This is a genomic window from Paenibacillus cisolokensis (genome assembly GCF_018403665.1).
Taxonomy (GTDB): domain Bacteria; phylum Bacillota; class Bacilli; order Paenibacillales; family Paenibacillaceae; genus Paenibacillus_AH; species Paenibacillus_AH cisolokensis.
In genome coordinates this window covers 1-21260 of record NZ_BOVJ01000168.1, presented here as the reverse complement: position 1 = coordinate 21260, position 21260 = coordinate 1, and the positions used below count along the sequence as shown (strand labels likewise).

Here is a 21260-nt window from a genome sequence, read left to right as displayed (position 1 = left end):
CGGCATAAGCCGCCCTGCATCGATTATGATCGGCTACATCCGTTCGGGGGTCCTCAGACCGAGCAGCGCCATGCCGCTTTGCAGCTTCCGCGCCGCCAGCGAGACAAGCGTCAGTTTTGCGCGGCGCTCGGAACGGCTGTCCGCAACGATGCGCTCGGCGTGGTAGAAGCGGTTGAACGCTTTGGCGAGATCGAGCAAATACCGCGCCATGACGGAAGGCTCGTCGTCCCGCAGCGCTTCCGCCAGCGCCTCCTCATATCCGCAAAGCATCTTGACGCACATCCACGCTTCAGGGGAGGACAGATGCACGCCGTCGATATTGTCGGCACGATCGGGAACGTCGTCCCGTCCTTTGCGCAGCAGGCTGGATGCCCGGGCAAACGTATATTGCAGATAGGGCCCGGTTTCGCCGTCGAAACTGATCGCCTCATCCAGATTGAAGTCGATTTCCAGCATCCGCCGATGTTTCAGGTCCCCGAACACGACCGCTCCGACGCCGATCACTTCGGCAACCTCTTTGCGATTCGGCAGTTCGGGATTTTTGTCCGCGATCATCCGCTCCGCTCTCGCGACCGCTTCGTCCAGCACTTCTTCGAGAAATACGACCTGTCCCCGGCGCGTCGACATTTTCTTCCCGTTCATCCGCATCAATCCGAACGGCACATGACGGCAAGCTTCGCTCCACGTACAGCCCATCCGGGCGAGAACGGCGAATACTTGCTTGAAATGGAGCGTTTGCTCGGCGCCGACGACGTACAGCAGCATATCCGCGCCCATCGTTTCCTTGCGGTAAATGGCGGTGGCCAAATCGCGCGCCGGGTAAATCGTGGCGCCATCCGATTTCAGGATGAGACACGGCGGCAGCCCTTCTTCCGCCAGACGGACTACCTGCGCGCCGTCGCTTTCCTCCAGCAGCGACTGCTCCGCGAGCCGCTCGACGACGGCGCCGATTTTGTCATTATAGAAGCTTTCGCCGAGCACATGATCGAACCGGATGCCGAGCCGTTCGTATACCCGGTCGAATTCTTTCATACTGGCGCGGACAAATGTGTCCCACAGCCGCCGCGCTTCATCGTCGCCCGCTTCCAGCCGGCGGAACCACTCGCGGCCTTCGTCTGCGAGCTTCGGCGAACGCTCCGACTCGTCGTGAAATTTCACGTAAAGCCGCAAGCTTTCCCGGATCGGTTCGGCGGCGAGCGCTTCATCGTTTCCCCAACGCTTGTAGGCGGCGATCAGCTTGCCGAACTGGGTTCCCCAATCCCCCAAATGATTGACGCGGATGACGCGGTAGCCGGCCGCCCGGTACAGGTTGCCGAGCGCGTTGCCGATGACCGTCGAGCGCAGATGGCCGACGCCGAACGGCTTCGCGATATTCGGCGACGACATATCGATGACGACCGTTCGTCCCTTTCCCCAATCCGGCTGTCCGAACTTGTCGTCCGCGATGCGGCGAAGCAGCCGGGCGCTCCAGACGGAAGGTTCGAAGCGCAAATTAAGATAACCGCCCGCCGCTTCCGCCCGGATGCCTCCATCCGCTTCGTTCAGCTTGTCTGCCGTTTCCGCGGCGATGCTCTGCGGGGAGCGCTTGAGCCGTTTGGCCAACACGAAGCAAGGCAAGCTGACGTCGCCCATTTCCGGTTTTGGCGGATATTCGAGCCATTCCGCAATTTCAACGCCGGCTTCCGGCAGATGCGGCGCGATCCGTTCCGCCGCCAATTGCAACAGCATACATTATTCCTCCTTCCGTGTCCCGCCAAATAAAAAAGCTTTCCGTCTCTGTCAAAGAGACGGAAAGCTTGTCGCTTTACGCGGTGCCACTCTTCTTGGTATTTCCGCCGCTGGCGGAAATACCATCTTGAACAATGTTAACGGCTTGCGCCGGCATACCCTACTGGCATCGTTCGGGCATGCGACTCCCGGGACCGCTTCCCCTGCCGTCCGCTGCCGGCTTCCACCATCCCGGCTCGCTGCAAGCGGTTTGCGCCAAGGTACTCTCCCGTTCCTCGTCTGTATCCCTATTTTTCCCATTATAGCTTTCGCTACCCGGAAAAGCAAGCGGCTTGTGACCGGCCGCGAAGGTTCGAACTTAGCCTTCCAGAAGGAGCGATTCCGGATCTTCCAGCAATTCTTTCACCGTGACCAGGAAGCGGACCGCTTCGGCGCCGTCCACGATCCGGTGGTCGTAGGACAAGGCGATGTACATCATCGGCCGGTTTTCCATTTTTCCTGATCGATCGCGACCGGACGCCATTGGATTTTATGCATGCCGAGAATGCCGACCTGCGGAGCGTTCAAAATCGGGGTCGACATCAGCGAACCGAAAACGCCGCCGTTTGTAATGGTGAACGTGCCGCCCTGGAGGTCCGACAATGTCAGCGCGTTGCTGCGCGCCTTCGCCGCCAGCTCGGCGATCTGCCGTTCGATCTCGGCAAAGCTGAGCCTGTCGGCATCCCGCACGACCGGCACGACGAGCCCTTCCTTCGCCGATACCGCAATGCCGATATCGTAAAACTTCTTCACGAGCAGCTCGTCCCCTTGAATTTCCGCATTCAGCAGCGGGAACTGCTTCAGCGCACCGACGACCGCCTTGGTGAAGAAGGACATGAAGCCGAGTCCGACGTCATGCTTTTCCTGGAACGATTGTTTGCGGCGCTTGCGAATATCGAGGATCGCCGTCATATCTACCTCGTTGAACGTCGTCAGCATCGCGGCCGTGCGCTGCGCTTCGACAAGCCGCGCCGCAATCGTCTGACGGCGCCGCGACATGCGCTGCCGCTCAATCGGCTTGCCGGCGTCCGCCGCCGGCGCAGCGGCAGGGGCCGCTGCTTTCGGCGCGGTCGCATTAGCCGCCGCTTGCGGCGCCGAGCCGGCGGTGCCGTGCGACAGCACATCCTCCGGACGGATGCGGCCGATCGGATCTTTCGTTTGTACGCTGTCGAGCGGAATTCCGCGCTCTCTGGCCAGCTTGCGTGCCGCCGGCGAAGCGTTTGCCGTTCCTTCCCCGCGGCCTGCGGCTGCGGCAGCCGGGGCCGGCTGCGGCGCAGCTGCGGCCGGCGCCGATTGGGCCGGTGCCGGTTCGGCTTTGCCTTCCGGCTCGGCCGGCTTGGCCTGCTCCCGGGCGGCCGGCGCGGCGCCGGCCGCCGCGTCGGAAATAATGCCCACTGTCTCGCCGACCTGTACGTTATCGCCTTCGCGGAAGCGGATTTCGGTCAATACACCGCTCGCTTCCGCGCTGATTTCCAGATTGACTTTATCGGTTTCCAGCTCGAGGAGCGCATCTCCTTCATTGACCGTATCGCCTTCTTTAACCAGCCATCTGGAAATGGTTCCTTCGGTTATCGATTCGCCCATAGCGGGCACTTTGATTTCGTTCACGGTGACAACCTCTCCTTACGCTTGAGTTTCCCGGGCCCGCTGCTTCATGGCCGCTGCGATGATTTGCTGCTGCTCGTAACTGTGAACGTTCTGATATCCGCTTGCGGTGCTGGCCCGCTCCGGACGGCCGATGTAGCGGATGATGTCCGGCCGCGGCGCGATCTCCCTCAGCCTCGGTTCGATGTATGACCACGCGCCCATATTTTTCGGCTCTTCCTGGAGCCATACGATTTCGCTGGCATTCGCATATTTTTCAGAATCCCCGCGATCTCATCCTTCGGGAACGGGTACAATTGCTCCACCCGGACGACATGGATCCAATCCCGTTCGGCTTCCTCAAGCGCAGACAGCGCTTCTTCGAGATCGACGGCCACTTTGCCCGTACACAGGATGAGCCGGTCGACTCGATCCGGTCTTCCGCCGGAGCCGGGCTGCTCCAGTACGGTCTTGAAGGTCCCGCTTGCAAAATCGGCGGCCGGCGACGCGACCCGCGGATTGCGGAGCAAGCTCTTCGGCGCCATCAGCACGAGCGGGCGGGCGTGATCGCTTTCGGTCAGCGCGGCTTGACGGCGAAGCAGATGGAAGTATTGGGCCGCCGTCGTCAAGTTCGCCACGGTCCAGTTGTCTTCCGCCGCCATCTGCAAGAAGCGTTCGAGCCGCGCGCTCGAGTGCTCCGGCCCCTGGCCTTCGTAGCCGTGCGGCAGCAGCAGCACGATGGAAGAGCGCTGCGACCATTTCACGCGCCCGGCGCTAATGAACTGGTCGATAATGACTTGCGCGGCGTTCGTGAAATCGCCGAATTGCGCTTCCCACAGCACAAGCGTTTCCGGCGAAAACACGTTGTAGCCGTATTCGAACCCGAGCACCGACGCTTCGGACAACGGACTGTTGTGAATCGCGAACGACGCTTTGGCCTGCGGCAGCCGGTGCAGCGGCGAGAACGTCTCGCCCGTCTTGACGTCATGCAGCACCAGATGGCGATGAGCGAACGTGCCGCGTTCCGAATCTTGACCGGTCAGCCGGATCGGCTTGCCGTCGGCGAGTATAGTCGCAAATGCAAGCGCCTCGGCATGCGCCCAGTCGACTTTCTCGCCCTCCTCGAGGGCGTTGGCGCGGCGCTCCAGAATGCGCTGCAGCTTCGGATACACCGTAAACCCTTCCGGGCGCTCCAGCATCGCGGCGTTGATTTCCTTCAGCTTTTTGAGCGGAACGGCTGTCGTCGTCTCCGTGTTGCGCTGCGTGCTGAGCGGCTCGCTCTTCTGAAGGGCGTACTCCAGCTTTTCCTGGCGCTTGACCCGATCGTACGCCTCTTTCATTTCGGCTACGATCTCTTCTTGCATTTCCTTGATTTCCGCCTTGCTGATCAATCCTTCCGCCACCAGCTGCTCGCCCCATTTGGCGGCGATCGTCGGATGGTTCCGGACGACTTGGTAAATAAGCGGCTGGGTCGCTTCCGGATCGTCCGATTCGTTATGGCCGAATCGCCGGTACCCGACCAGATCGATTAGAAAATCTTTCTTGAACCGCAGACGGTATTCGCTCGCCAGCCGCACCGCGGCGATGCAGGCTATCGGATCGTCAGCGTTGACGTGCACGATCGGAATTTCAAAGCCTTTGGCCAGATCGCTGGCGTACAAAGTCGACCGGGAATCGTGGCTTTCCGTCGTGAAGCCGATCCGGTTGTTCGCGATAATATGAACCGTTCCGCCGTTGCGGTAGCCCGGAAGCTGATTGAAATTGAGCGTCTCCGCCACAATGCCTTCGCCCGGGAACGCGGCGTCCCCGTGAACGAGAATCGTCGCTGCCTTGTCGTAATCCTGGCGCGGATATCCGGCCTGCGTCCGATCCTCCTGCGCGGCGCGGGTAAACCCTTCGACGACCGGGTTGACGAACTCCAGATGGCTCGGGTTGTTCGCCAGCGTCACGCGGGTTACGTTCGATTTTTTGCCGCTGTAGGAATAATCCGCTCCCAGATGATATTTAACGTCGCCGGTCCAGCCGTAATTTATCCCCATCGACCCTTCGGACGGAATCATATCTTTATTCGGCGAATGATGGAATTCGGAAAAGATTTTGCCGTAAGGCTTGCCGAGCACATGCGCCAGCACATTCAGGCGGCCGCGGTGAGCCATTCCCATCAGCACATGCTTGATGCCGTTGTCGGCGAACGCGCGAATAAGTCCATCGATCATCGGGACGAGCATATCGACGCCTTCAATGGAAAAGCGCTTTTGTCCGACGAACGTCCGATGCAGAAACACTTCGAACTGTTCGACTTGGGTCAGGCGGCGCAGCAGCGCCTTCTTCTCCTCCGGACTCAGCGTGACGGAAGACATCGCGAGTTCGGCCTGGCGATTCAGCCAGTCCCGCTCTTCCTCCTGATGAACATGGGAAAATTCAAAGGCAATCGTTTTCGTATACGTCTGAAGAAGGCGCTTGATCGCGTCTTTTCCCGTGCGCACATCGCTCGGAGCATGCTCCCAGATCAGCGACGCCGGAATCGCCTCAAGATCGGCCTCCGTCAAATGATAAGTGCTCGGGTCCAGAAGCCGGGTGTCTCCTTTGGCCCGCAGTTCCAGCGGATCGATATCGGCAGCCAGATGGCCGTAAGTCCGAATATTCCAGACCAATTTCTCCGCCGCGACCACCTTGCGCAGAAGATCGTGGGACGGAGCGCCGGAAGAAGGCGCGACAAAATCGGCCGATGCGCCGTGAGCGGGCGCCGGCGGAGGGCTTCCCCAGCGATCGAACAGCTCCCTGAAGGTCGCATCGACCGAACCGGGATCGTTCAAATACCGTTCGTATTGTTCCTGCACGTAACCGTAGTTCGGTCCGTAATAGTTCTGCCATGGATTCTGATTGTTCGTACCGTCTGACGTCATTGCGGTTTTCGCCACCTCGCTTGTTTGCTTCAACCACTCTCGTTGCCATCATACACCAACGTACAAAAATTCTCCACATTTGTAACATGCCATTCCCAGGCATTGATAGCCAAAAATGCCGATAGAACGGACAAAAACTGCAAAAGTTGCGGTTTTGGTACATTGGTCGCTATTTATTTTAACATATTTATATTCATACGGCCTTAATATTCGAAGAAAATACCAATAAATTCTTGTTTTTCGGTTGAAAAATCGCTTTTAATATTTATGTATAATTCGTGTCTAAATTTCGACATTTTTTTGAACGCGGCAGACGGCGCGCGAATGCCCCGTTGTCTATCTATTTATGACCTCCCGGCTGCCGATTTAAACCCGCAAGCCAAAGGCCGCGTTCCGCCGTCCGCTGCGGCGGGACGACGACAAGCAGGTCTGTTTGTTCCCGAACGCTCATAAACTGAACGGATATCAGATGACGCGAGGAGGAGTTCGGCATGGAGGAAAAGCTCAAACGGTATTTCGAGCTGAAAAAGCTGGCTGCGGAGGTAAACGAAGAGCTTGGCAAGCTGCGGAACGAGCTGCTTGACGGACATGACGGGATCGCGAAGCGGGCTTACGGCGATTATATCCTGAAGATTAACGTGCAGGATCGGCGGGAATATTCGGACGACAAGTTGCAAGAAGCTTTCCCCGATCCGGCCCTGTGGCGTCTGATGTCGACCCACGATGCCGGGAAAATCGCCGGGCTGGTGAAGCTCGCTGTTGTGACCGAGGAGCAACTGAGGCATACGTACCGAATTCGCCGCGTGCAGACGCTTACGGTGCAAAAGCTGTAGTCTTGCGGGGTGATGCCGGCCTGGCCGCGCCGCTGCGCTCCGGCGTCCCCCGTCGCCCCCGGCTTCCCCGATAGTCCCCGGGTCTCCATTGTGCTCCGGCATCTATGCCGTCCTCGCTTTCGCCCGGCCCCGATCACCCCGGAGTCCCTGTCGTCTCTCGCTTCCCTGATCGCCCTTATCGTCCTCCAAGCCGGTTCCCGCGAGGTTTGCTGTTTTTTTGAAGAAATAGGCTGTCAAAAGCCTTCGATTCTGGTAAGATGTTAAAGGTTTAAGCAAGATTAAGACGTTATTGGGGGAAATGATGTGAATCGTGTCATTCAGGTGGACGAGCGTCCGCCGCTGCTCCAAAGCTTGCCGCTGAGCCTCCAGCACCTGTTCGCGATGTTTGGCTCGACGGTACTGGTCCCGATTCTGTTCAAGGTCGACGTCGGGACGATTCTGCTGATGAACGGCATCGGCACGCTGCTGTATCTGTTCATTTGCAAAGGGCGGATCCCGGCCTATCTCGGCTCCAGCTTCGCGTTCATTTCGCCGGTCACGCTGGTCCTCGGCGACAATACGCCCGAGAAATATCCTTACGTGCTCGGAGCGTTCATCGTCGTCGGCCTCGTCTTTACGCTCGTCGGCCTGCTTGTGAAGGCGGTCGGGACGAAGTGGATCGACATCGTCTTCCCGCCGGCCGCGATGGGCGCGATCGTGGCGGTAATCGGCCTGGAGCTTGTGCCCGTCGCCGCCCGGATGGCCGGATGGATACCGCCGGAGGGCGCTGCGGCCGCATCGTGGAGCCCCGACCCGAAAGCGGTGCTCGTCTCGTTCGCCACTCTGCTCATTATTATACTGGGCAACGTGCTGTTTCGCGGATTTCTGAAGATCATTCCGATTCTGATCGGGTTCGTTGCCGGATACGCGATCGCCTGGGCGGCGGGTCTCGTCGATCTTGCCCCCGTAAGAAAGGCAAGCTTCTTCGTGATGCCGGACTTTACGTTCCCGAAATTCGACCTGTCCGTCATCCTGATCGTCTTGCCGGCGGCGCTGGTCGTCATCGTCGAGCATATCGGCCATCTGTTCGTGACGGAAAAGATCGTCGGACGCGACCTGACGCGCGATCCCGGCCTTCACCGCTCGCTGATCGGCAACGGCGTCTCCACGCTTCTATCCGGCTTCGTCGGCTCGACGCCGAACACCACCTACGGCGAAAACATCGGCGTCATGACGCTGACCCGCGTATTCTCCGTATTCGTCATCGGCGGAGCGGCGGTGTTCGCGATTATACTGTCGTTTTTCGGGAAGCTGTCGGCTGTCATCGCGAATGTGCCGACGCCGGTGCTCGGCGGCGTGTCGATTATGCTGTTCGGCGTCATCGCCGTAGCCGGACTCCGGATGCTCGTCGATGCGAAAGTCGATTACGGCAAACCGCAAAACATGATCTTGACGGCCGTCGTACTCGTTCTCGGCGTAAGCGGCACGAAGTTTGCATGGGGTTCTTTCGAGCTGAAAGGAATGGCGCTCGCCACCGTTGCCGCCATCGCGCTCAGCCTCTTCTTCAAGCTGATCGAAGTGCTCAGGCTCGGCAACAACGGGGAACCGGCGCCCGAAAGTACGAACGAATAACGATTCCAAAGCGCAGCAGCGCCGCCTTCGCCAACGCGACGGCGGCGCTGCTGCTTTTCGTCCGGCGAAAACGCAAGCGTCAAACCTTGTATCCGCTATTGATCCGGCCGTATATGAAGCGCCGCGGACGGCTCATACGACAGCTTCCGCCTCCGGCAGCCGGAAGCGGATGCGGATGCCGGAAGGGTCCAGCGCAAACGCCTCTTCCGCGTGGCGCTCGACTCGGCAGCCGGCTTCTTCCAGCCGCCGCAAGACGTCGCCGTAAGCTTGCGCATCGGGCGGAACGACCGTAAAGAAGCGCAGCCCGGGCGCGTTCTCCGGCGGCAGCGGAGCGCCGGCGCCTGCCCACGTATTCAATCCGAGATGATGATGATAGCCTCCCGCGGAGACGAACAAGGCCTGGGGGCCATAGCGGGCCGTCACGCCGAAACCGAGTATGCCGTGATAGAACGATCGGGACGCTCCCAGATCGCTTACATGAAGATGGACATGGCCCATCGTCGTTCCCTCGGGCATTTGTTGGCCTTTCCGGCCGACGGACGCTCTGAGCAAGCCCTCCAGGTCGAGCGGATCGGTTGACATCGCCACTTCTCCCCGCTCGTTCCAGGTCCACTGATCGCGGGGCCGGTCGGCATAGATCTCGATGCCGTTTCCGTCCGGATCGTGAATGTACAACGCTTCGCTGACGAGATGATCCGCCTGGCCGAACGGAATGTCGTGCTCGATCAGCCTTCTCAATGCTTCGCCCAAGCGGACGCGATCCGGAAGCAGGATGGCAAAATGATACAGTCCGGCATAAGCGCGTTTCGGAAGACTGCCCGTAGCCCCTTCCTCAAGCTCCACAAGCGGTACGCCCGGAGGTACGCCCAATACGGCCGCGCCCTCCGACCGCTTCAGCAGCGTCAACCCGACAACTTCGCGGTAAAACGCAATGGACTTCTCCAGATCGACAATATTCAGCCGTACGCGCCCAAGTGCCGTTTGCGGGTGAATGACTGCTTGATTCATGACCGTCCCCTCCAATTATCAATCTATCTTTTAGTAACTTTATATTTGTAAGTATATAGGGACGGCGCCGCCATGTCAATTGCACGGCGGCGGAAAGAACCTCTTTCACTATATCCTATCGCTAATTTTCGCTATATTTTCCGCTATATCTTATATCGCCATTTCGAATTGTGCGGCCCGTATAGTTATATGTACAGTCCCTGAGAGGCGTCCTGCATATGTTGGTCAAGAGGTGATTGCCGTTGTTCAGGAAACGCTACAACAGCCGTGCGATATGGGGAAAGCTGAACGTTTGCCGTTATTTGAAAAGCGATAAGCGCACCCGGGCTTTCGTTCCGCAAACGGCCCGTCTGACGGAAGCGTCGCTGAAGCGGATGGCCGCCGCTCACCGCTCGCTTTACATCAAGCCGGACATCGGTTCGCTCGGCATCGGAATCCACAAAATGACGCGCACCGGCGACGGGTACGTGCTGAGGTCGACCCGCCGGCGCAGCGTGCGCAAGCGGACTTTTGTCAATCTGATGAAGCTATATCGCCATCTGCAGTCGAAACGCCAAAAACGGATCGTTCAGCGCGCCATACCGCTCGACACCGTCGAAGCCCGGCCGTACGACATTCGCGCCATGGTGCAGCGACGGCCGGGCGGGCCGTGGACTTGCACCGGTTTTTCGTCAAAGTCGGCACCGCCGACCGAATCGTCACCAACTATTATCAGGGCGGACAAATATGGACTATCCGCAAGCTGCTGAAGCACAAGAGGCTGCCCGAATCCGCAATCAAGTCGAAGATTCGCGATTTACCCCGTCTATCCGAGAAGGTGTCCCGCGTACTGGCGGCCAAACGGTCGGGCATGTACGAGATGGGAATCGACTGGGCCTTCGACAAGAACGGGAAACTGTGGATTCTCGAAGTAAATTCGAATCATCCGCAATTTCATCCGCTTCGCAAGCTCGATCGGACCGCTTACAACCGGATGCGGTCGTTCGCGCGCAGCTATGGCCGCTGCGACGCCTAGAGCGGGCTAACGGCAGATCCCGTCAGGAAGCGGCGGGCTCCGCCCGCTCTTCCTGCTTCGGCAAATTCAGCGAAAGAAGCAGCGCGACGAACGACAGCGCGAGAATGACGAGAAATATGCCATGCAGACTTGCTTCCAGCTTCGCGGGTTCCAGCGTGTTCGCGCTGCCGGTATGCAGCATCATCCCGAACACGGCGATGCCGATGGTCTGCCCCAGGTTACGGATGAAGTTGTTCATCGCTGTCGCAGAGCCCCGCACCTCCCAGCCGACGGCAGACTGGATGGCGACGGTGAACGACGTTAACGACAAACCGAACGACATGCCGGCAAGGAACGTGAAAATCATCAGCATCCAGACCGGCGTGGAGGCGGTCATCGTCGCGAAGCCGGCGCTGCCTGCGATAAGAAACAACGCGCCGGTTATCGAGAGACGGCGCATGCCGATTTTCGCCATCAAATTGCCCGCTACGATCGAACCGAGAGGCCATCCGACGGACAGCGGAATCATCGCCAGACCGGAATAGGTGGCCGATTCGCCGTAAACGCCCTGAATCCATAGCGGGACATAAAAGATCGCCGCCACATTAATGACGCAGATCAGAAAGCTGTCGGCGTTGGCCGTGCTGATCGTGCGAATTCGGAACAGTCCGAGCGGCACGATCGGCTCCGGGGAACGTCTTTCCGCGATGAAGAACGCCGTCAGCAAGACGGCGGCGCCCGCCAGCCATAACAACGTTCCGGTCCGGGAGACCGGCGTTCCGGTTTCGCCGCCGAGCAGCGTCAGCGCATACAGAAAACAGAACATGCCGCCGGCGAACGTCACGATACCCGGGTAATCGATGTGCCGCTTCCTGCGTTCGAACGACTCGCGAAAAGACAAGTGGAACAACGTCAAGGCGACCATTCCGAACGGCAAATTCATGTAAAAGATCGCCCGCCACGACACATAATCGACGAGCAAGCCGCCGACCGGCGGACCGGCGATGCCGGCAATTCCCCAAATACTCGCGGTCCAACCGAGCACTTTGCCCCGCTGCTCGAACGGGTAAATATCCGCAATGATCGTATAAGGAACGGTAATGAGCGCACCGGCTCCGAGTCCCTGCACAACCCGGAACAGAATAAGCTGCTCCATCGTTTGGGACAAGCCGGAAAGCATGGACCCGGCAAGAAAAATAAGCGCGCCGGTCATGAAGACGCTTTTGCGGCCGTACAGATCGGCCAGCTTGCCGTATATGGGCGTTCCGATCACCGTCGCGAGCAAATAGACGGATATGACCCAGCTATACTGTTCCAGCCCGTGCAGTTCGCCCGTTATTTTCGGCATGGCCGTACTGACGATCGTCCCTTCGATTGCGGCCAGAAACGTGGCGATGAATAACGCGAACGTTACCTTGCGCCTGTCTGTGGCTCCTTTCATCGCATCTCCACTTCCTTTGTTTCCATCATCAATAACAGATTCGACCGCCATTTGGCCGTTGCGGCCATTACTCCATTATAACGACCGGCGGCCCGACGGATCAATACGTCCGGCGGGCCGCTGCATGGAAACTGGCATGAGCCAGGAAGAGGATTCGCTTCGCACTATTGCCAACTACAAGGCGGAAATGATACGGTCGACCAAACCGTAGGCTGCCGCTTCATCGGCGCTCATGTAATAATCGCGGTCCGAATCGCGTTCGATCCGCTCGATCGGCTGACCCGTATGCTTCGCCATAATCCGGTTGACTTTTTCTCTCGTGCGGAGAATCCATTCCGCATGGATTTTGATGTCGACCGCCTGGCCTTTGGCTCCGCCAAGCGGCTGGTGGATCATCATTTCGCTGTTGGGCAGCGCATACCGTTTGCCCTTCGTTCCTCCGGCAAGCAGCAGCGCGCCGAAACTCGCCGCCATGCCGATACAAATCGTCGATACGTCGGGCTTGATATACTGCATCGTATCGTAAATCGCCATGCCGGCCGTTATGGAGCCTCCGGGGCTATTGATAAACATCTGGATATCCTTCTCCGGATCGTCTGCCGCCAGAAACAGAAGCTGCGCCACAACCGCATTCGACATTTGGTCGTCGATTGCGTCGCCGACCAGCACGATCCGGTCGCGCAGCAGACGCGAATAGATATCGTAGCTCCGCTCTCCGCGGCTCGTCTGCTCCACGACGTAAGGGACTAGACTCATCCTGTTCGCCCTCCTTTTACGCCGACATCAGCGCCCTTGCCGTGCCGCCGTCCAGTCGGCATTCCGGCGCGCCGTCCGGACGGGAAACGGTGACAAAGGCTGTCGGCGTACTATCGAATCCGTCGTCTTGAACGAGCCGGATAAGCGCGTAAGCATCGCCGATGCGGAAGGCGGCCGCAAAAGCGTACGCCAGCTCGCGCTTGACGCTCCCGCTCCGCTCCGGCAGCGCCTCGACGCCGGCGCGGCGCATTCGTTCCAGCGCTCTGCGCGCCCGGTACAGCGCCGATTTGACCGCTCCTTCCGAACAGCCGAGCATATTCGCCGTCTCCGGCCCCGTATAGCCCATCGTTTCCCGAAGCAGAAAAATGACGCATTGCATCGGCGACAGACGCGAAAGCAGCATGTTCATAACCGCCTCCGTTTCTTCCGCAGCGTCCTTTTCGGCCGTTTTCATCCCGGGCAGACCGTTCTCCATCAGCTGCCGGAACAATCGGTTCCGCCGCTGCTGATCGATCCAGACGTTTTTGGCGATACGCAGCGCGTAAGCTACCGGATTGTCATGCTGCAGTCTGCGCTGCAGAACGGGCATCGCCTTCAGACACGCCTCCTGGGCCAAATCTTCCGCATCCCACGGCGATCCCGTGAGGGACAGACCGTAGCGGACAAGCGCGTCTCTTATCACGGCGATTTCAAATTCCAAGCCGCTGTCCCGGCCGCCTCGACCCCGTTGCGATGGCATCCCCGCACCTCCTTTTCTCTTCAAGACGCCTTCATTCTGTAAACGAACGGAAGCGGCCAAAAGATACGGCTTCATAAAAAAAAACGAAGGCCGGCAGCCTCCGCTTGGTTTACTATATGACAATACTTGTCACGATTACAGTGTATAGTGGATTCAAGCCCGGCTAAACTCAGCTAGCGGTCAAAATTTTAATATGAAAGAGCACTAGTGTATTGGGCTATTTGCGGTGGAACAAAGGTGTGATGGAAATCGGAGCCGGCAAAACCTCATTATTTTTCAATTTAGTCCCCGTCGTCACGATGGTTTGACAGCTTCGGAAGTTTTTTATAAGCCTCCGAATACATTTTCGCGCAGAAAATACCGGTGATAAAAGTACTCCGTGATGCCCAGGATGACGGCAATAACCGTTATTTCTCCGGCGCTCAGATCCCAGCCCGTCAAAACGGCGGCCAGCCATAGCACGGCGCATGCCAGAATGAAATCCGCGACAGTGGCCAAACCATTATTCGTATAACGAAAAATAAACTGATCTCCGATGCCGTATGCGACGACTACGAGCAAAGTAGCGGCAACGAACGATTCCGAGAACGAAACTCCGGCATACAGCATAAGCAAAGGAACAACGACAATCCCGTTTAAGATCCATTTCACCAAAAAATTAACCATGAGCGGCCATCCTCCCGGTAGATCCTTGTCGCTTTAGTGATGCGCATCGCGCATCCCGCTTATTCGCGCCAACATTTGCAACGTTTGCAGCGCGATATTGCAGAAGAAGCCGGCGCAAACTATAACGAAAATTCAGCATTGGAAGGAGACCGTTATGGCGGAGAAAAATATTTTGGCTTTCTTCAAAAGCCCGGAAGAGGCGAAAGAAGCGCTGAACTTGCTGAAAGATGTCCGTGTCGTCGATTCGTCCGTCGATCGGATCGACGGCTACCCCGGCGACGGCATCGATCGTATCGAAAATCCGGTTACCGGCGATTTCCCCGGACTCGGGTATTTGACGCTCGGGGGCGATTTTGAAGATCGGGACGCGGCCGTGCTCGCAGCCGCAAGCGTCAGCGCGAGCGGCATGAGCTCCGGCGGGGACGACAACCAGACGACAGGACGCGATATTTTGCTGACGCTGGTCGTCGAAGAAGAGGATTACGAACGCGCCATGCAAATCGTCCGGCAAGCCGGGGCGCTCGTATAGCATTCGCGATCATGGCCACGCAAACGAGCCAAGGCGCTTGCTCGCCTTGGCTGTACGGCATTCGTCTCATCTGCGCCGCGGAGCCGACGGCCGCTGCCGCCGCGATCGCCGTCGATGCCGCCGCTTCTTCCCGCTCCGGTTTTGTTGCCTTCTGCTTTTGGTAGGCACCAGCGGTCGGCGTTCACGTTTTGTCTTTGAAAACAGATGCTCCGCCTTGACTTTGCCGTCATGAATGTGCAGCAAACCGAAAGAATACTGCGGCTGGCGCCGCTTGTCGGTAGGAGAGCCGGGGTTGAACAGCAGCGTATGGCCAACGGTCTTGCGGACCGGGATGTGCGAATGCCCGAATATAATGACATGAACCGGATTGTCGGCGAACGCGCTCAGCGCGTTTCGCTCGGTGCCGCTTCGTCCAAGCGGCTGATGGCCGTGTACGATGCCGATGCGGACGCCCTCCAGCTCGAGCCGCTTCTTATATCCGAAACGGCGGACGATATCGCTGCCGTCGTTGTTTCCCGCAACCCCCTCCACCGGCGCAATCGCGGACAACTCCTCCCACACCGCTAGCGAGCACCAGTCGCCCGCATGCAAAATAAGATCCGCCTTTTTCAGCTTCTGCACGAGACGCGAAGGGAGCCGACGGGCCATTTTCGGCATATGCGTATCGGACAGCACTCCGATGAGCATCATTCATACGCTCCTCTCACTGTCGAACTTATGACAGGACTGCTTCGGCGATGCCGTCAAACAGAACCCGATGCGACAGGATCGCCTGATTGCGGCCGGCCGGGCGCTTGCGAACGACGACGACAAGATCGGCTGACGGGACGATAAACAGACATTGGCCGCCGTAGCCGAATGCAAACGGGCAATCGGCCCAGCGGTTGGCCGACCGCTCCGATATCCACCAATGATAACCGTATTGTCCGTAGATCGGCGGCTCATAATTCATCAATCCTTTATGCTTGGGCGAAAGCGAAGCGCGCACCCACCATTCCGGAACGAGCTGCTCGCCGCCCCAGCGCCCTCCCTGCAAATACAGCAGGCCGAATTTCGCCAAATCCCGGGAACTCATATGAATACCGGTTCCGCCCTCATTGATGCCCCCGTGATCGTTCCAACGCACATCGCGAACTCCCAGTTTATCCAATATATGCTTTCTGGCGAATACCAATGCCGACTCGCCTGTCGCCCGGGTCAGAATGGCCGAAAGCAAATGCGATCCGCCGGAATTGTAAGCGAACACCTGGCCGGGCGCGTGGGCGAGCGGCGTTTCGGCGACGAAACGGACCCAGTCGGCGGACGCTTTCATGCGCCGGTAAGGCTTGTCGAAATCGGGCCACTCGAGCCCTGACGTCATCGTCAGCAGATGCCCGATCGTAATCGCGCGCTTCCGCTCGTCGGCCGCCTCGGCCAGTTCCGGCAGCAGTTCGGCCGCCGGCTGCTCGGGCCCCGCGAGTATGCCTTGTCCGATCGCAATGCCGACAAGCGCGGAAAGTATGCTCTTCGTACAGGAATAGATGGCGGCAAGACGATCGTCCCCCGCTGCATGCCATTCCCATACCAGCTGTCCGTGCCGGACAACTACGACATCCCGCATTCCCCACTCCGGCAATTGCGAAGCCAGCGCCTCGAGCCTGGCGATGTCCATCCCGTTTTCATCGGCCGAGCCTTGCGGCAAATTCGAATCGTCCTGCATCGAATGCTCATCGCTCCCCATTCATCAGCTTCGTCTTATTTTACCACAGCCGCATTTTCAGCCTCCAGACGTCGAATCGTCTCGGCCGCAACTTCCGCATCGTCGAACGGAATGCTCGTCCCGTGCCACCATTGTCGGGTTTCATGCCCTTTGCCGGCGATGACGACGCTATAGTCCGGATCTTGCCGGGCCGTATCCAGCGCGCACGCGATCGCTTCGCGCCGGTCCGGTATAATGACGGCCTTGCTGCGGCAAGATGCGTGATCGAGACCTTTATACATATCGGACAATATGCGGATGGGATCTTCCGAATGAGGATTGTCCGTCGTAAAGATGGTCCGGTCGGAATATTGAGCCGCAATCCGCGCCATGACCGGGCGTTTGCCCTTGTCTTTGTCGCCTTCGCATCCGACGACGCTGATCAGCTTGCCGCCATGCTCCCGCGCTGTTTGCAACAATTTTTTCAAACCGTCCGGATTATGGGCGTAGTCGACGATCACGCGGTACGGTTGGCCTGCCTGGACGAACTGATACCGCCCCTTCACACCGCGGAAGCCGCTCAGCGCTTCCCGGATTTCCGCCGGGGACAATCCTTCCCGAAGTGCCGCCGCAGACGCGGCCAGCGCATTATAAACGTTATGCATGCCGAACAGGGGGAGCTCGACCTCGAACGTTTCGTTCACCGCAGCGATAGCGAATGCCATGCCTTTGTCCGTGCGGCGAATGCCGACCGCTCTGACGTCTGCGCGGCGGCGGATGCCGTAACGGATAACTTCCGCCCGGGATGCCCGAACCATCAAATCGGATGCCGGATCGTCCGCGTTGACGACTGCGATCGGGTGCCCGGCACCGGGGCAAAGGCTGTCGTCGAACAGCTTCGCTTTGCAATCGGCATAGGCTTTCAAATTGGAATGATAGTCGAGATGATCGCGGGTCAGATTGGTGAAGACGGCCAGATGGCGCCGGCAGCCGTTCATTCTCCCCATCGCCAGCGCCTGGGAAGACGCTTCGATGACGGCATATGCCGCTCCCCGGTCGGCCATCAAACGCATGTACCGCTGAAGGTCGACCGATTCCGGCGTCGTATTCGCCGTCTTCTCCTCGAAATCGCCATACGCGACGCCCAATGTGCCGATGATGCCGGCCGGTCGGCCGGCATGCTCCAGCAAATGGCGAATCATATGGGTCGTCGTCGTCTTGCCGTTCGTCCCCGTCACCCCGATCACTTTGAGCTCACGGGTCGGATCGCCGTAAAACGCTACCGCCAGCCTTGCCATCACGTTTCGGATATCCGACACCTGGATGACGGCCGCATCCGTTCCCGCTATGTCTACCGGGCGTTCGACAAGCAGTGCCGCCGCTCCGCGCGACACCGCATCCCGGGCGTACAGATGTCCGTCTGTCCGCAGTCCGGGGACGCAAACGAACAGCGTCCCTTTGCCTGCTTTCCGGGAGTCAAACTGGATGTCGGCTATGTCGGGGTCCGTTTGTCCGGCAAGCTGAACGCAAGGAATATGCCGGATCAGCGATGACAATTTCATAGATGAAAAGTCCTCCTGTGTCAGTGGTTCGTTCTCCTTATGTTCAAAATAACCCGTTCATGTATCGATCCTGTTGCCAAGCGATAAACATCTGGTAACGAGTGTTCCCCAAAGCCGAAAACTCAATGTAACGAACCTGCATCAGGTAACGGACTCCGCCAAGCCCCCGCGCAAGTAAAAAGGCGGATCTTCCCGCTACTCGGAAAGATCCGCCCTCATTATTCGAGCGATGATACGGTTTATGGAATAAACTGCTGAACGACCTTGACGATGACGCCATTCTTCACTGTCAGATGATAAGGAAAATCTTTCATGCCGAATCCGTCGTTTGCTTCGATCAATTCGACGAACCGTTCCGCCGGCACTTTCTCATTCCATACAATTTCGGCTTCCGTCGGATCGCCCGTACGGTTGTACAATTGCAGCAGCACAACGGCGTTGGCGTCCAGCTTCAACGTCCGCATCGTCTCGTCGTCATTGACGATATAATAGCCGTCCGGCGCTTCGGTCACTTCCGGATCGTTCTCCCGTTCGCGAAATACGGCGTTCGCCTCTTCTCCTTCGTACCAGTCCACCTGATCGAAAGTTACGGCATAACCGCCGTCGGCGCTCCGGATATGATCGATAAAAACGGTTATCGTGTCGGCCGTTCTCGGCACGGGTTCGTATTCGTTATTTTCGGCCAAGGCAAGTCCGACTGTGAACAAGCAAGCCACTGCAACAACCAAACTGATCGTCGTCTTCTTCATTATGTATCGCTCCCTTGACCTATTCGCATTCGTTTTTTCGCTCTTCTATAATATAAGACGATCGGGATGCCATTTATGTTGCATATGTATGCCCAAATTGTTGAGATTTTCTCGGTTTTCTTGACTTGAATGAAGCAAAACGGTATCCTTGAACCTGATTGTGTAGGCATGAGCGAAGCCTGGGGCTAAAAGAGCAAAACAGGGAAAAATGAAGGGAGGGGAAGCGTTCCAAAATGATCGAGAACCGACTGGTCCGTTTACTGCTGCTGCTTGTTTCCATCGCTGTCGCATGGGCCGGCGTCGTCCCCAATTTGGCTGAAGACGAGCTTCCCCTGCCTAATGAGCGTTCTCAGCTCGCCGAGCGTTCCGCATTGGAGCAGAAAGCGACCGTGCGCAGCGCCTATTCGACCAAGCCGCAGCTGTTGACGAAAGCCCAGCCCATCACCGCGCTGCCGGCGTTCCCCGCGCTGTCCTCCATACGCAGGCTTCAACGCAGGCTCGCCGCGAAGCGCAGAACCCGTTCGGCCATAGGCCTCGGGTTGAAGCTGCTGATGCTGATGCCGATCAAATGCAACACGACCTTTTTATCCGCTAAATTGCGGAAGGTATGAAGCATTGCGGTCAAGTCATGACAAATATATAGAACCCACTATACGGAGGTCATAGTTCATGAATATTCGCGAATCGGATTTGCCAGGCATCGGGCGGAAGTTTCAGATCGATACGAAGAGCGGAGACAAGATGGTCATCGTCATTCACGATGACGGCCGGCGAGAGCTGTACCACTTCGATTACGACGATCCGGACGATTCGGTGTCGATGGTGACGCTTGACGACGACGAAGCACGGAGCATAGCCGGCATCGTGGGCGGCATGGCCTACAAGCCTAAAGCTTTGGAAACGATCGAAATCGCGCTGAACGATTTGATTATCGAATGGTACAAAATCGAACCGGGAGCGGCATGCATTGGCAAAACGATAGGCGAAATGCAAATCCGGCAAGAAACCGGCGCTTCGATTATCGCTGTCGTCGAGCACGACCACACGAAGCAAATCAACCCCGGTCCGGATTATGTGTTCCGCGTCAACAGCACGCTTATCGTAGCGGGCGAACGCCAGCATATTAAAAAGCTGAAGAACATCCTCCTGAGCGGGAGTGAATAACGAATGGACCATACCGTATTCCAGCTTGGTCTCGCCGTTACACTTATCGCTCTCGCTGGCCTTCTATCAAGCAAGCTGCGGTTCTCCGTCATTCCGTTCTATATTTTGATCGGAATGGCCGTAGGACCGCACGCTCCGGTTGTCGGGCTGTTCGATTTTCGATTTATCGAAAGCGCGTCGTTAATTGAGTTTCTGGGAAGACTCGGCGTCCTGTTCCTCTTATTTTACCTCGGTCTTGAATTTTCCGTCGGCCGGCTCATCAAGTCCGGCAAATCGATCGCAGTCGGCGGAACCATTTATATTGTCATCAACTTTACGCTCGGCCTTCTGTTTGCCTGGATCGTCGGCTTGCCTTTCAAGGAAATACTCGTTGTCGCAGGTATTACGACCATTTCGTCCAGCGCGATTGTCGCCAAAGTTCTGATCGACCTGAAAAGGACGGCCAATCCGGAGACCGAGATGATTCTCGGTATCATCATGTTCGAAGACGTTTTCCTCGCCGTCTACATTTCCATTCTGTCCGGGCTTGTGCTCAGCGGCTCGAGTTCGTTCGTCGATGTATTGATATCCGCGGGCGTTGCACTCGGTTTCATGCTGATCGTCCTGATCGTCGGCCGCAAATGCGCACCGCTCTTAAACCGGTTATTAAATATTCGCTCCAATGAAGTGTTTCTGCTGTTTATCTTCGGATTTCTGTTCCTGATCGCCGGCTTCTCCGAAACGATCCATGTTGCCGAGGCGATCGGCGCGCTCCTCTTCGGGCTCGTGCTCGCCGAAACGGAGCATATGAAACGGATCGAGCATATGATCTTGCCGTTCCGCGATTTCTTCGGCGCCCTGTTCTTCTTCAGCTTCGGTCTTACGATCGATCCGCTGTCGCTGGGAGACGCCGTATGGTTGTCGCTTGGCGCCGTCGTCATTACGCTGATCGGCAATTTTGTCGCCGGGATGCTGGCCGGTCGAATGGCCGGACTGTCGAACAAGTCGTCCGCCAACATCGGCTTGACGATCGTGTCCCGCGGCGAGTTTTCGATCATTATGGCGAATCTCGGCAAAGCCGGAGGATTGCTTGCAATCCTGCAGCCGTTCGCCGCACTGTACGTTCTGATTCTCGCCATTCTCGGCCCTCTGCTTACGAAGGAATCGAAAACGGTCTACAAAATAATCAACAAAATTTTCAGACTGGATAAGCCTAAAGCGGCGGCCGTAAGCAGCGTTCCGGATCGGGACAGAGAAGGATAAATCAGCCATCGGGATCGAGTAGGAGGGGGCG

At 57.8% G+C, this 21260-nt stretch carries 16 protein-coding genes, 4 pseudogenes and 1 other annotated feature; of the genes and pseudogenes, 8 read left to right on the top strand and 12 right to left on the bottom strand.

What is annotated here, in order from left to right:
- Positions 1 to 33: 33 nt before the first annotated feature.
- From argS to PACILC2_RS21340, 3 genes and pseudogenes are all read right to left on the bottom strand, one after another.
- Positions 34 to 1728: an arginine--tRNA ligase gene (gene argS / locus PACILC2_RS21350; protein WP_213530712.1), complete on the bottom strand. Its 1695-nt coding sequence runs from the start codon at positions 1726 to 1728 to the stop codon at positions 34 to 36.
- A 52-nt stretch (positions 1729 to 1780) separates the two neighbouring features.
- Positions 1781 to 2013 (bottom strand) — a binding site (T-box leader).
- A gap of 73 nt (positions 2014 to 2086) precedes the next feature.
- Positions 2087 to 3375, bottom strand: a pseudogene (gene odhB, locus PACILC2_RS21345) (2-oxoglutarate dehydrogenase complex dihydrolipoyllysine-residue succinyltransferase).
- 15 nt (positions 3376 to 3390) lie between these two features.
- Positions 3391 to 6257, bottom strand: a pseudogene (locus PACILC2_RS21340) (2-oxoglutarate dehydrogenase E1 component).
- A 491-nt stretch (positions 6258 to 6748) separates the two neighbouring features.
- Here PACILC2_RS21340 and PACILC2_RS21335 point away from each other — a divergent pair.
- Positions 6749 to 7090 (top strand): hypothetical protein, encoded by a 342-nt coding sequence (locus PACILC2_RS21335; protein WP_062493263.1) that lies wholly within the window; start codon positions 6749 to 6751, stop codon positions 7088 to 7090.
- 303 nt (positions 7091 to 7393) lie between these two features.
- Positions 7394 to 8701 (top strand): uracil permease, encoded by a 1308-nt coding sequence (gene uraA, locus PACILC2_RS21330; protein WP_213530710.1) that lies wholly within the window; start codon positions 7394 to 7396, stop codon positions 8699 to 8701.
- A 132-nt stretch (positions 8702 to 8833) separates the two neighbouring features.
- Here the strand turns inward: uraA and PACILC2_RS21325 are convergent, their stop codons facing one another.
- Positions 8834 to 9709 (bottom strand): VOC family protein, encoded by an 876-nt coding sequence (locus tag PACILC2_RS21325; RefSeq protein WP_213530708.1) that lies wholly within the window; start codon positions 9707 to 9709, stop codon positions 8834 to 8836.
- A gap of 236 nt (positions 9710 to 9945) precedes the next feature.
- On the opposite strand from PACILC2_RS21325, the pseudogene PACILC2_RS29560 reads away from it, so the two are divergent.
- Positions 9946 to 10724, top strand: a pseudogene (locus tag PACILC2_RS29560) (YheC/YheD family protein).
- 22 nt (positions 10725 to 10746) lie between these two features.
- On the opposite strand, the gene PACILC2_RS21315 reads toward PACILC2_RS29560, so the two are convergent.
- From PACILC2_RS21315 to PACILC2_RS21305, 3 genes are all read right to left on the bottom strand, one after another.
- Positions 10747 to 12144, bottom strand: a complete 1398-nt coding sequence (locus tag PACILC2_RS21315) for an MDR family MFS transporter (protein ID WP_062493267.1) — start codon at positions 12142 to 12144, stop codon at positions 10747 to 10749.
- 174 nt (positions 12145 to 12318) lie between these two features.
- Positions 12319 to 12900 carry an ATP-dependent Clp endopeptidase proteolytic subunit ClpP gene (gene clpP, locus PACILC2_RS21310; protein WP_062493268.1) on the bottom strand — a complete coding sequence of 194 codons (582 nt, stop codon included), beginning with the start codon at positions 12898 to 12900 and terminating at the stop codon, positions 12319 to 12321.
- Between the two features lie 16 nt (positions 12901 to 12916).
- Complete coding sequence (locus tag PACILC2_RS21305) at positions 12917 to 13639, bottom strand: RNA polymerase sigma factor (RefSeq protein WP_213530706.1); 723 nt, start codon at positions 13637 to 13639, stop codon at positions 12917 to 12919.
- A gap of 203 nt (positions 13640 to 13842) precedes the next feature.
- Between PACILC2_RS21305 and PACILC2_RS21300 the strand changes: the two are divergent.
- Positions 13843 to 13944, top strand: a pseudogene (locus tag PACILC2_RS21300) (EamA/RhaT family transporter); the annotation flags it as partial.
- A 19-nt stretch (positions 13945 to 13963) separates the two neighbouring features.
- Here PACILC2_RS21300 and PACILC2_RS21295 read toward each other — a convergent pair.
- Entirely contained in the window at positions 13964 to 14305 is a 342-nt protein-coding gene (locus PACILC2_RS21295; protein ID WP_213530704.1) for a DUF2512 family protein, read from the bottom strand.
- A 154-nt stretch (positions 14306 to 14459) separates the two neighbouring features.
- On the opposite strand from PACILC2_RS21295, the gene PACILC2_RS21290 reads away from it, so the two are divergent.
- Positions 14460 to 14834 carry a hypothetical protein gene (locus PACILC2_RS21290; RefSeq protein ID WP_062493271.1) on the top strand — a complete coding sequence of 125 codons (375 nt, stop codon included), beginning with the start codon at positions 14460 to 14462 and terminating at the stop codon, positions 14832 to 14834.
- A gap of 66 nt (positions 14835 to 14900) precedes the next feature.
- Here the strand turns inward: PACILC2_RS21290 and PACILC2_RS21285 are convergent, their stop codons facing one another.
- From PACILC2_RS21285 to PACILC2_RS21270, 4 genes are all read right to left on the bottom strand, one after another.
- On the bottom strand, positions 14901 to 15524 hold the full coding sequence (locus PACILC2_RS21285) for a metallophosphoesterase family protein (RefSeq protein WP_307860672.1): 624 nt from the start codon (positions 15522 to 15524) through the stop codon (positions 14901 to 14903).
- Positions 15525 to 15549: 25 nt separating this feature from the next.
- On the bottom strand, positions 15550 to 16554 hold the full coding sequence (locus tag PACILC2_RS21280; protein WP_244863703.1) for a serine hydrolase domain-containing protein: 1005 nt from the start codon (positions 16552 to 16554) through the stop codon (positions 15550 to 15552).
- A gap of 14 nt (positions 16555 to 16568) precedes the next feature.
- Complete coding sequence (locus PACILC2_RS21275; RefSeq protein WP_213530702.1) at positions 16569 to 18074, bottom strand: UDP-N-acetylmuramoyl-L-alanyl-D-glutamate--2,6-diaminopimelate ligase; 1506 nt, start codon at positions 18072 to 18074, stop codon at positions 16569 to 16571.
- A gap of 239 nt (positions 18075 to 18313) precedes the next feature.
- Complete coding sequence (locus tag PACILC2_RS21270; protein WP_062493275.1) at positions 18314 to 18823, bottom strand: lipocalin/fatty acid-binding family protein; 510 nt, start codon at positions 18821 to 18823, stop codon at positions 18314 to 18316.
- A 233-nt stretch (positions 18824 to 19056) separates the two neighbouring features.
- On the opposite strand from PACILC2_RS21270, the gene PACILC2_RS21265 reads away from it, so the two are divergent.
- The 3 genes from PACILC2_RS21265 to PACILC2_RS21255 are packed head-to-tail and all read left to right on the top strand — an operon-like array spanning position 19057 to position 21229.
- Positions 19057 to 19434, top strand: coding sequence for a hypothetical protein (locus PACILC2_RS21265; protein ID WP_213530700.1), 378 nt, complete (start codon positions 19057 to 19059; stop codon positions 19432 to 19434).
- A gap of 58 nt (positions 19435 to 19492) precedes the next feature.
- The gene (locus PACILC2_RS21260) at positions 19493 to 19987 is read left to right on the top strand and encodes a cation:proton antiporter regulatory subunit (protein WP_062493277.1); all 495 of its coding nucleotides are present in this window, start codon (positions 19493 to 19495) and stop codon (positions 19985 to 19987) included.
- Positions 19988 to 19990: 3 nt separating this feature from the next.
- A complete protein-coding gene (locus PACILC2_RS21255; protein WP_062493278.1) occupies positions 19991 to 21229 on the top strand; it encodes a cation:proton antiporter in 1239 nt (412 codons plus the stop codon).
- Positions 21230 to 21260: the final 31 nt, after the last annotated feature.

Excerpts from the sequence above, each read along its gene's own strand:
- PACILC2_RS21295 (WP_213530704.1), bottom strand. The coding sequence starts at position 14,305 with ATGGTTAATTTTTTGGTGAAATGGATCTTAAACGGGATTGTCGTTGTT.
- PACILC2_RS21265 (WP_213530700.1), top strand. The coding sequence starts at position 19,057 with ATGATCGAGAACCGACTGGTCCGTTTACTGCTGCTGCTTGTTTCCATC.
- PACILC2_RS21315 (WP_062493267.1), bottom strand. The coding sequence starts at position 12,144 with ATGAAAGGAGCCACAGACAGGCGCAAGGTAACGTTCGCGTTATTCATC.
- PACILC2_RS21255 (WP_062493278.1), top strand. The coding sequence starts at position 19,991 with ATGGACCATACCGTATTCCAGCTTGGTCTCGCCGTTACACTTATCGCT.
- PACILC2_RS21290 (WP_062493271.1), top strand. The coding sequence starts at position 14,460 with ATGGCGGAGAAAAATATTTTGGCTTTCTTCAAAAGCCCGGAAGAGGCG.
- PACILC2_RS21275 (WP_213530702.1), bottom strand. The coding sequence starts at position 18,074 with ATGAAATTGTCATCGCTGATCCGGCATATTCCTTGCGTTCAGCTTGCC.
- PACILC2_RS21285 (WP_307860672.1), bottom strand. The coding sequence starts at position 15,524 with ATGATGCTCATCGGAGTGCTGTCCGATACGCATATGCCGAAAATGGCC.
- PACILC2_RS21305 (WP_213530706.1), bottom strand. The coding sequence starts at position 13,639 with ATGCCATCGCAACGGGGTCGAGGCGGCCGGGACAGCGGCTTGGAATTT.
- clpP (WP_062493268.1), bottom strand. The coding sequence starts at position 12,900 with ATGAGTCTAGTCCCTTACGTCGTGGAGCAGACGAGCCGCGGAGAGCGG.
- PACILC2_RS21270 (WP_062493275.1), bottom strand. The coding sequence starts at position 18,823 with ATGAAGAAGACGACGATCAGTTTGGTTGTTGCAGTGGCTTGCTTGTTC.
- argS (WP_213530712.1), bottom strand. The coding sequence starts at position 1,728 with ATGCTGTTGCAATTGGCGGCGGAACGGATCGCGCCGCATCTGCCGGAA.
- PACILC2_RS21325 (WP_213530708.1), bottom strand. The coding sequence starts at position 9,709 with ATGAATCAAGCAGTCATTCACCCGCAAACGGCACTTGGGCGCGTACGG.
- PACILC2_RS21280 (WP_244863703.1), bottom strand. The coding sequence starts at position 16,554 with ATGGGGAGCGATGAGCATTCGATGCAGGACGATTCGAATTTGCCGCAA.
- PACILC2_RS21335 (WP_062493263.1), top strand. The coding sequence starts at position 6,749 with ATGGAGGAAAAGCTCAAACGGTATTTCGAGCTGAAAAAGCTGGCTGCG.
- PACILC2_RS21260 (WP_062493277.1), top strand. The coding sequence starts at position 19,493 with ATGAATATTCGCGAATCGGATTTGCCAGGCATCGGGCGGAAGTTTCAG.